Origin of the sequence: Brevundimonas sp., assembly GCF_016463295.1 — a bacterium.
Classification (GTDB): Bacteria; Pseudomonadota; Alphaproteobacteria; order Caulobacterales; family Caulobacteraceae; genus Brevundimonas.
This window is the reverse complement of the sequence record NZ_JAEMRO010000097.1, coordinates 1-6,968: the sequence shown is the minus strand read 5'-3', so window position 1 is coordinate 6,968 and position 6,968 is coordinate 1. Positions and strand designations below refer to the sequence as shown.

Genomic DNA, 6,968 nt, shown 5'->3' with positions numbered 1-6,968 from the left:
GGGATCGCGGCGCGGATCGGCGGTATAGAGGCCATCGACATCCGACAGCAGGATCAGCAGGTCCGCCCCGATCATCTGGGCGACGCGCGCCGCCAACCGGTCGTTGTCGCCATAGCGGATTTCGTCGGTGGCGACCGTGTCGTTCTCATTGACCACCGGCACGACCCCGAGGTCCAGCAGGGTCGCCACCGTGGCCCGGGCATTCAGCCAGCGACGGCGCGTCTCGGTATCGTCCAGCGTCAGAAGGATTTGCGCGGTCACCCGGTCCTGCGGCGCAAAGGCCTCGCCCCAGGCCCGCATCAACAGCGACTGGCCCACGGCCGCTGCGGCCTGTTTGCGCTCCAGCCCCTGGCCCGAGGTCGTCGTGCCCAGACGGCGCGCGCCCAGGGCGACGGCACCCGACGACACCACCAGCACCTGCTTGCCCTCGGCCAGCCAGCCCGCGATGGTCGCCGTCAGGGCCTCCAGCCGAGCCTGATCGACCGCCCCCGTCGCGCCGTCCACCAGCAGTGAGGAGCCGATCTTGACGACGATGCGACGCGCGCCCGCGATGGCCTGGGCCGACCGGTCGGGCGCGCTCATCTCAGGGAGCCCAGCCGCCGGGGGTATCCGCGACCGTTTCCTCGTCATCGACCATGACGATGTCGCCTCGGGTCTTGCGCACCTCGTTCCAGGCGGCCCGCAGCAGGTCCGTCACGCCTTCGCCCGACACGCCGGAGACCAGCATGGGACGGCGACCGGCGACGGCTTCCAGTTCGGCCGCCTTCTCCTCACGCGCCTCGGGCGTCAGCGCGTCGATCTTGTTCAGGGCCAGGATTTCGGTCTTGTCGGCCAGGCCTGCGCCATAGGCGTCAAGCTCATGCCGGATGATCCGGTAGGCCTCGGCCACATCGTCCTGCGTCCCGTCGATCAGATGGACCAGACTGGCCGAGCGCTCGACGTGGCCCAGAAAGCGGGTGCCCAGACCGGCCCCCTCATTGGCCCCCTCGATCAGGCCGGGGATGTCGGCGATGACGAACCGCTCCGTCGGCGACAGATCCACCATGCCCAGATTGGGCACCAGTGTGGTGAAGGGATAGTCCGCGATCTTGGGCTTGGCCGCGCTCGCTGCGGCCAGGAAGGTCGATTTGCCGGCATTGGGCAGGCCGGCCAGGCCGACGTCGGCGATCAGCTTCAGCCGCAGCCAGATCCAGCGTTCCTGACCCTCTTGCCCCGGGTTGGCGTATTTGGGGGCCTGGTTCTGCGGGCCCTTGAAGCGCACATTGCCCCAGCCGCCGTTGCCGCCCTTCAGCAGCATCTCGGTCTTGCCGGCGACGTCCATGTCCAGCAGCACCGTCTCCTTGTCGTCGTCCAGCACCTGGGTGCCGACCGGGACCTTCAGGATGACGTCCTCGCCCTTGGCTCCGTGCATCTGACGGCCCATGCCGTGGGTGCCGGTCGCGGCCTTGAAATGCTGCTGATAGCGAAAGTCGATCAGGGTGTTCAGACCCTCGGCCGCCGTGATCCAGACGTTGCCGCCGTTGCCGCCGTCGCCACCATCGGGTCCGCCGTTCGGAATGAACTTCTCGCGCCGGAACGAGACGGCCCCCGCCCCGCCATTGCCGGAGCGGATATAGATCTTGGCCTGGTCGAGAAACTTCATCGGGCATTCTTTTGGGCGCTAACGCGCGCGACGCGGTCGCACACTGCTTGAGCGCGGTCGTCGCGCACGGCTTGAATGCGGCTTATGCCTCAAGAGAGCGGCGATTTACAGACCGCACCCACCTTCTCCCTCCCTCCACGAGGGAGGGATGTCGGCGCGAAGCGACGACAGGGTGGGAGGGGCTCGGCGACACAAGCACCTTAGATGCGTTGCCTTAGCTCTCCCCACCCGGTCGCTGACGCGACCACCCTCCCCCGAGGGGGAGGGAAATCAGTGAGCTTACGCCTTGGCCCAAACCCCGTATGGATCGCTCCAGCCCATACCCAGGGCCTCGGCCACGGCGGGGTAGGTCAGTTCGCCTTTCAGCACGTTCAGGCCGCGCGCCAGGTGCGGGTTGTCCTTCAGGGCGTCCAGACCCTTGTTCGCCAGGGCCAGGCCGAACGGCAGGGTGGCGTTGTTCAGGGCCTCGGACGAGGTGCGCGGGGCGGCGCCGGGCATGTTGGCGACGCAATAGTGGACGACGTTGTCGATGACATAGGTCGGGTCTTCGTGGGTCGTGGCCTTGGAGGTCTCGAAACAGCCGCCCTGGTCGATTGCGACGTCGACCAGCACGCTGCCGGGCTTCATCGCCTTCAGGTGCTCACGCTTGATCAGCTTGGGTGCCTCGGCACCGGGGACCAGCACAGCCCCAATGATAACGTCGGCCTTGACCATCTCTTCCTCGACCGCGCCGATGGAGGAGTAGCGGGTGATGACCCGACCATTGGTGACCTCGTCGATATAGGCCATCCGCGGGATCGACCGTTCCAGCACCACGACCTCGGCCCCCAGGCCCATGGCCATGCGCGCCGCGTTCAGGCCGACGACGCCGCCGCCCAGCACCAGAACCCGCGCCGGAGCCACGCCCGGAACGCCGCAAAACAGCAGCCCCATGCCGCCGTTATGCTTCAGCAAGGTTTCGGCGGCGGAGAAGACGGCGATACGGCCGGCGACTTCGGACATGGGGGCCAGCAGCGGCAGGCCGCCCTTGGCGTCGGTCACGGTCTCATAGGCGACGGCGGCGCATTTGGAAGCCATCAGACCCTTGGTCTGTTCGGGATCGGGCGCCAGGTGCAGATAGGTGAAGAGAATCTGGTCCTCTCGGAGCATTTCCCACTCGACCTTCTGGGGCTCCTTGACCTTCACGATCATGTCGTTGTTGGCAAAGATGGTGGCCGCATCGGCGACGATGGCCGCCCCGGCCTTCCTGTAGTCCTCGTCGGTGAAGCCCGCGCCCAGGCCGGCGCCTGTCTCGATCGAGACGGTGTGGCCATGGGAGACATATTCGCGCACCGCCGTCGGCGTCAGGCCGATGCGGTGTTCGTTCTTCTTGATTTCCTTGGGGACACCGACGCGCATGGGACGTTTCCTGTGATGAAGGGGCCGGTAGAGCCGACCGCGTTTCGAGGGCAATCTAGCGAGGGAACCGGCGCAGGTTCCTGTTCTTTTCGGCGACTGATCAGCGTAAAGTCGCAGAAACTGCGAACGAGCCGCGCCATGAAGACGATTTCTGCCGTCACCTTGGATGACACCGACCGCAAGATGATCCGCGCCCTGCAGTCGGACGGGCGCATGACCAACAGCGACCTGTCGCGCACGGTGAACCTGTCCGAAAGCGCCTGCCTGCGCCGGCTGCGCGCGCTGGAGGCGGAGGGGGTCATCAGCCGCTATGCCGCCATCATCAACGAGCGCGCTGTGGGCCTGCCCATCAGCGTCTTCGTGACCGTGACCCTTTCGTCCCAGGCCGAGAGCGCCCTGACCGCCTTCGAGACTGCCATAGCGACGGTGCCCCAGGTGGTGGAATGCTATCTGATGACCGGCGGCTCGGACTATCTGTTGCGGCTGGTCGTGCGCGACGTGGATGACCTGGAGCGGGTTCACTCGCGCGAGCTGACCCGCATCCCCGGCGTGACGCGGGTCTCGTCCAGCGTGGCGATGCGGACGGTGGTCAAGCGCGGGGCCCTGCCCGTCTGACGCGCGTCTAGGCCAGCCAGACCATCCGGCGCGTGTCGGTTACGGCACCGCGCGCCAGGCTGAACCCTTTGCGAACCTCGCCGGTGTAGAGAAACCCGGCCTTCTCCAGCACCCGGCCGGAGGCGGGGTTGTCGGCGAAATGGCCGGCCATCAGGGCGCGCCGCTTCCAGCGCTTCGACGCCCAGACCAGGGCACCGTCCAGCGCCTCGGTGGCATAGCCCCGACCCCAGTACGGACGCCCGATCCAGTAGCCGACCTCCGGGGCGGGATCCCGATCCTCGAACAGGCCGATGACGCCGACAGGACCGTGATCCTCGTGCTCGATCAGGAAGGTCGCGGCGCGGCGGGGGTCCTGTCCGGCGACGGCCAGGATGAAGTCCTCGGCATCGGTGCTGGAATAGGGATGCGGCATGCGCAGGGTCATCCGCGCTATGTCCGGGTCATTGGCCAGGTCGGCCAGACGGCCGACATCCTGCGGGTTCGGACTGCGCAGCGTCAGACGCCGCGTCTCCAGAACGGGGGTGGTTTCGATCACGCACATCGGCGTCGCCTTCGATCATGCCGCCCCCTTTGGAGGGCTCGGGCGGCTCGAGGCGGGGAACGCAAACGGGGAGCCTGGTGATCCAGACTCCCCGCGGAAAACTTCCCTGGTCCGGATCGGCTGCTGTGGTGAGCAACGCGATCCGGTGTGATCCAGTCTCGCGTTACTCGGCGGCCATCGCCTGTTGGTCGTCGTTGGCCGGAAGAATCGACACGTAACAGCGGCCACCGCGTTTGGTGGTGAACTTCACGGCGCCCGTGGCCTTGGCGAACAGGGTGTGGTCGCGACCGATGCCCATGTTCTCACCGGGGTGGAACTGGGTGCCGCGCTGACGCACGATGATGTTGCCGGCCAGCACATGCTCGCCGCCAAAGCGCTTCACGCCCAGGCGTTTCGACTCGGAGTCGCGACCGTTACGCGACGAACCACCGGATTTCTTGTGAGCCATAGGTCTGCTCCGTCTTTCCTTGGTGCGCTATCGCCTTGCGGCGTCTCAAGCGCGCTTCAAACTCTGTTGTTCTTACGCTTCGTCGGTCTTGTCAGCGGCCGGAGCGGCTTCGGTCTTGGGCGCAGCCTTCTTGGCCGGAGCCTTCTTGGCGGCAGGCTTGTCCTCGGTCGCGGCGGCCTCGGCCTTCGGGGCGGCGGCCTTCGCAGGCTTGGGCTTGGCTTCGACTTCGGTCTCTTCCGTGCGCGGGGCCAGGCCGCGGGCACGCAGGTTCATCTCGGCCTTGGTCATCAGCGAGGTCTCGCCGTCCCACTTGGCGTTCTCGCCGGCACCGTCGATGCCGGTGATGCGCAGGACCGATTCCATCTGGCGATGGCCGTTGGTCCGGCGATAGCCCTGACGGCGGGTCTTCTTGAAGATCTTGATCTTCTCACCCTTGCGGGTCTCGACCAGGGTCGCGGCGACCGCGGCACCCGCGATCAGCGGCGCACCCAGGGTGATGCCCTTGTCGCCACCCAGCATCAGGACGTCGCCCAGCGATACCGAAGCGCCGGCCTCGCCATCGAGCTTCTCGACAACGATGACGTCGCCCGGTTGAACCCGGTACTGTTTCCCGCCGGTCTTGATCACCGCGTACATGTTGGAGCCTCAGCGTAAACGCAAAAAAGATAGCGCCCGAAGGAGACCCCTCGGGCGAAGAGCGGCGACATATACGGAAGGGACCTTGCGAGTCAACGCCGAAGGCCGGGAAAGTCAGGGATTCCCGCGACCGCCAGCGACCGAGCAACAATTTCTGCCCCACCCTCTCGACTGTTATAAAGTAACACGATAGGAAGGCCGCGATGACGCCGTCCGATCTCCAGCAACCGATCCTGCTGTCCGTCCTTGGGGCCGGGCTGGCGACGGCCTTTCTGCATGCGGCCCTGCCGACGCATTGGCTGCCGTTCGTGCTGGTCGGTCGCGCCCAGCGCTGGAGCCTGGCCCAGGTCATGAGCGCGGTCGTCACCGCAGGCCTGGCCCATATCGTCACCACCGCCGTGGTCGGCAGCCTGATCGTGGTGGCCGGGCTGGCCCTGGATCGCTGGATCGCCGGCGTGCTGCCCTGGGTGTCTGCGGGCCTGCTGTTTGCCTTTGGAGCCTTCTATCTGGTGCGCGCCCTCATTAGACGCCCCGCCCTGGCCGGCGGCCCCCCGATGGAGTTCGCCGAGCCGTCGGTCTCGCACCGCGCCGCCTTCATCGGCCTGGTCGCGACCCTGGCCATTTCGCCGGGCGAGGTGCTGCTGCCCTTCTATCTCTCGCAGGCGACGCAGGGGTTCGCCGTGCTGATGGCCCTCACCGCCGTCTTCGCCATCGGCACGGTGGCAGGCATGGCGGCTTTCACCGCCCTGGCGCGCGCGGGCTATTCCATCCTGCGGCTGGAGCGCTGGGCCCGCTATGAAGGCGCGGCCCTGGGCCTGTCGCTGATCCTGATCGGCGTTCTGGTGGCGACGCACCATCACTAGGATTAAGGAGAGCGTCATGGCCCATGACCACGCTCACCCGCACGACCATCAGCACGGGCACGACCAAGGCCACGATCATGGTCACGCCCACGATCATGGTCACGGCCATTCCCACGGCATCGGCGGGCACCACCATGGACCGGTGAACACCGGGGACTGGCGCTACGCTGTCGGACTGCTGGTCAATCTGGCGTTCGTGGCGGTGGAGTTCGGCGCGGGCGTGATCAGCCAGTCCACCGCCCTGATGGCGGATGCGGGCCACAACCTGTCCGACGTCCTGGGTCTGGCCATGGCCGGAGGGGCCGCCTGGCTGGCGCGCCGCGCCTCGGCCAGCCACCGCACCTATGGCTTCGGCAAGGCCACCGTCCTGGCCGCCCTGTTCAACGCGCTTCTGCTGATCTTCGCCTGCGGAGCCATTGCCTTCGAGGCCGTGCGGCGGCTGAACGATCCGGCCCCTGTCGGCTCGACCACCGTCATGGTGGTGGCGGGCATCGGCTTCTTCATCAATCTGGGCACCGCCCTGCTGTTCATGAAGGACCAGCACAAGGACCTGAACGTGCGCGGGGCCTATCTGCACATGATGGCCGATGCCGCCGTGTCGCTGGGCGTCGTCGTGGTCGGAGCGGTCATGCTGTTCACCGACTGGTCGATCCTCGACCCCCTGGTCAGCATTGCCATCGTGGTCCTGATCCTGATCGGGACCTGGGGCCTGCTCAAGGACAGCGTCAACCTGGCGCTGGACGCCGCCCCGCGCGGCGTGGACGTCGCCGCCATCCGCGCCGGGTTTCTGGCCCTGCCGGGCGTCACCGCCGTGCACGACCTGCA

10 protein-coding genes are annotated in these 6,968 nt (G+C 67.0%); 4 read left to right on the top strand and 6 right to left on the bottom strand.

Features of this window, described 5'->3' with window-relative positions:
- From proB to ald, 3 genes are all read right to left on the bottom strand, one after another.
- Window positions 1–582, bottom strand: a 582-nt coding sequence (gene proB / locus JHC81_RS12980) for a glutamate 5-kinase (RefSeq protein WP_292175348.1), incomplete at its 3' end; no start/stop codon positions are given.
- A gap of 1 nt (window position 583) precedes the next feature.
- Window positions 584–1,642 (bottom strand): GTPase ObgE, encoded by a 1,059-nt coding sequence (gene obgE / locus JHC81_RS12975; protein ID WP_292175346.1) that lies wholly within the window; start codon window positions 1,640–1,642, stop codon window positions 584–586.
- Window positions 1,643–1,921: 279 nt separating this feature from the next.
- Window positions 1,922–3,040, bottom strand: a complete 1,119-nt coding sequence (gene ald, locus JHC81_RS12970; protein ID WP_292175344.1) for an alanine dehydrogenase — start codon at window positions 3,038–3,040, stop codon at window positions 1,922–1,924.
- Window positions 3,041–3,178: 138 nt separating this feature from the next.
- Here ald and JHC81_RS12965 point away from each other — a divergent pair, with 138 nt between their 5' ends.
- Window positions 3,179–3,655 (top strand): Lrp/AsnC family transcriptional regulator, encoded by a 477-nt coding sequence (locus tag JHC81_RS12965; RefSeq protein WP_292175342.1) that lies wholly within the window; start codon window positions 3,179–3,181, stop codon window positions 3,653–3,655.
- 7 nt (window positions 3,656–3,662) lie between these two features.
- On the opposite strand, the gene JHC81_RS12960 is transcribed toward JHC81_RS12965, so the two are convergent.
- The 3 genes from JHC81_RS12960 to rplU all read right to left on the bottom strand — a co-directional run bounded on the left by JHC81_RS12960 (window position 3,663) and on the right by rplU (window position 5,280).
- Complete coding sequence (locus JHC81_RS12960; RefSeq protein ID WP_292175340.1) at window positions 3,663–4,196, bottom strand: GNAT family N-acetyltransferase; 534 nt, start codon at window positions 4,194–4,196, stop codon at window positions 3,663–3,665.
- 163 nt (window positions 4,197–4,359) lie between these two features.
- On the bottom strand, window positions 4,360–4,644 hold the full coding sequence (gene rpmA / locus JHC81_RS12955) for a 50S ribosomal protein L27 (protein WP_292175337.1): 285 nt from the start codon (window positions 4,642–4,644) through the stop codon (window positions 4,360–4,362).
- Window positions 4,645–4,716: 72 nt separating this feature from the next.
- Window positions 4,717–5,280 carry a 50S ribosomal protein L21 gene (rplU, locus tag JHC81_RS12950; RefSeq protein ID WP_292175335.1) on the bottom strand — a complete coding sequence of 188 codons (564 nt, stop codon included), beginning with the start codon at window positions 5,278–5,280 and terminating at the stop codon, window positions 4,717–4,719.
- 203 nt (window positions 5,281–5,483) lie between these two features.
- On the opposite strand from rplU, the gene JHC81_RS12945 reads away from it, so the two are divergent.
- The 3 genes from JHC81_RS12945 to JHC81_RS12935 form a co-directional block, all read left to right on the top strand.
- Window positions 5,484–6,143: a hypothetical protein gene (locus JHC81_RS12945; protein ID WP_292175334.1), complete on the top strand. Its 660-nt coding sequence runs from the start codon at window positions 5,484–5,486 to the stop codon at window positions 6,141–6,143.
- A 23-nt stretch (window positions 6,144–6,166) separates the two neighbouring features.
- Window positions 6,167–6,289 carry a hypothetical protein gene (locus JHC81_RS12940; RefSeq protein WP_292175332.1) on the top strand — a complete coding sequence of 41 codons (123 nt, stop codon included), beginning with the start codon at window positions 6,167–6,169 and terminating at the stop codon, window positions 6,287–6,289.
- The coding region (locus tag JHC81_RS12935; RefSeq protein ID WP_292175330.1) for a cation diffusion facilitator family transporter at window positions 6,286–6,968 on the top strand (683 nt) is incomplete at its 3' end. The genes JHC81_RS12940 and JHC81_RS12935, both read left to right, overlap by 4 nt.

Excerpts from the sequence above, each read along its gene's own strand:
- obgE (WP_292175346.1), bottom strand. The coding sequence starts at position 1,642 with ATGAAGTTTCTCGACCAGGCCAAGATCTATATCCGCTCCGGCAATGGC.
- ald (WP_292175344.1), bottom strand. The coding sequence starts at position 3,040 with ATGCGCGTCGGTGTCCCCAAGGAAATCAAGAAGAACGAACACCGCATC.
- JHC81_RS12965 (WP_292175342.1), top strand. The coding sequence starts at position 3,179 with ATGAAGACGATTTCTGCCGTCACCTTGGATGACACCGACCGCAAGATG.
- JHC81_RS12960 (WP_292175340.1), bottom strand. The coding sequence starts at position 4,196 with ATGTGCGTGATCGAAACCACCCCCGTTCTGGAGACGCGGCGTCTGACG.
- rpmA (WP_292175337.1), bottom strand. The coding sequence starts at position 4,644 with ATGGCTCACAAGAAATCCGGTGGTTCGTCGCGTAACGGTCGCGACTCC.
- rplU (WP_292175335.1), bottom strand. The coding sequence starts at position 5,280 with ATGTACGCGGTGATCAAGACCGGCGGGAAACAGTACCGGGTTCAACCG.
- JHC81_RS12945 (WP_292175334.1), top strand. The coding sequence starts at position 5,484 with ATGACGCCGTCCGATCTCCAGCAACCGATCCTGCTGTCCGTCCTTGGG.
- JHC81_RS12940 (WP_292175332.1), top strand. The coding sequence starts at position 6,167 with ATGACCACGCTCACCCGCACGACCATCAGCACGGGCACGACCAAGGCC.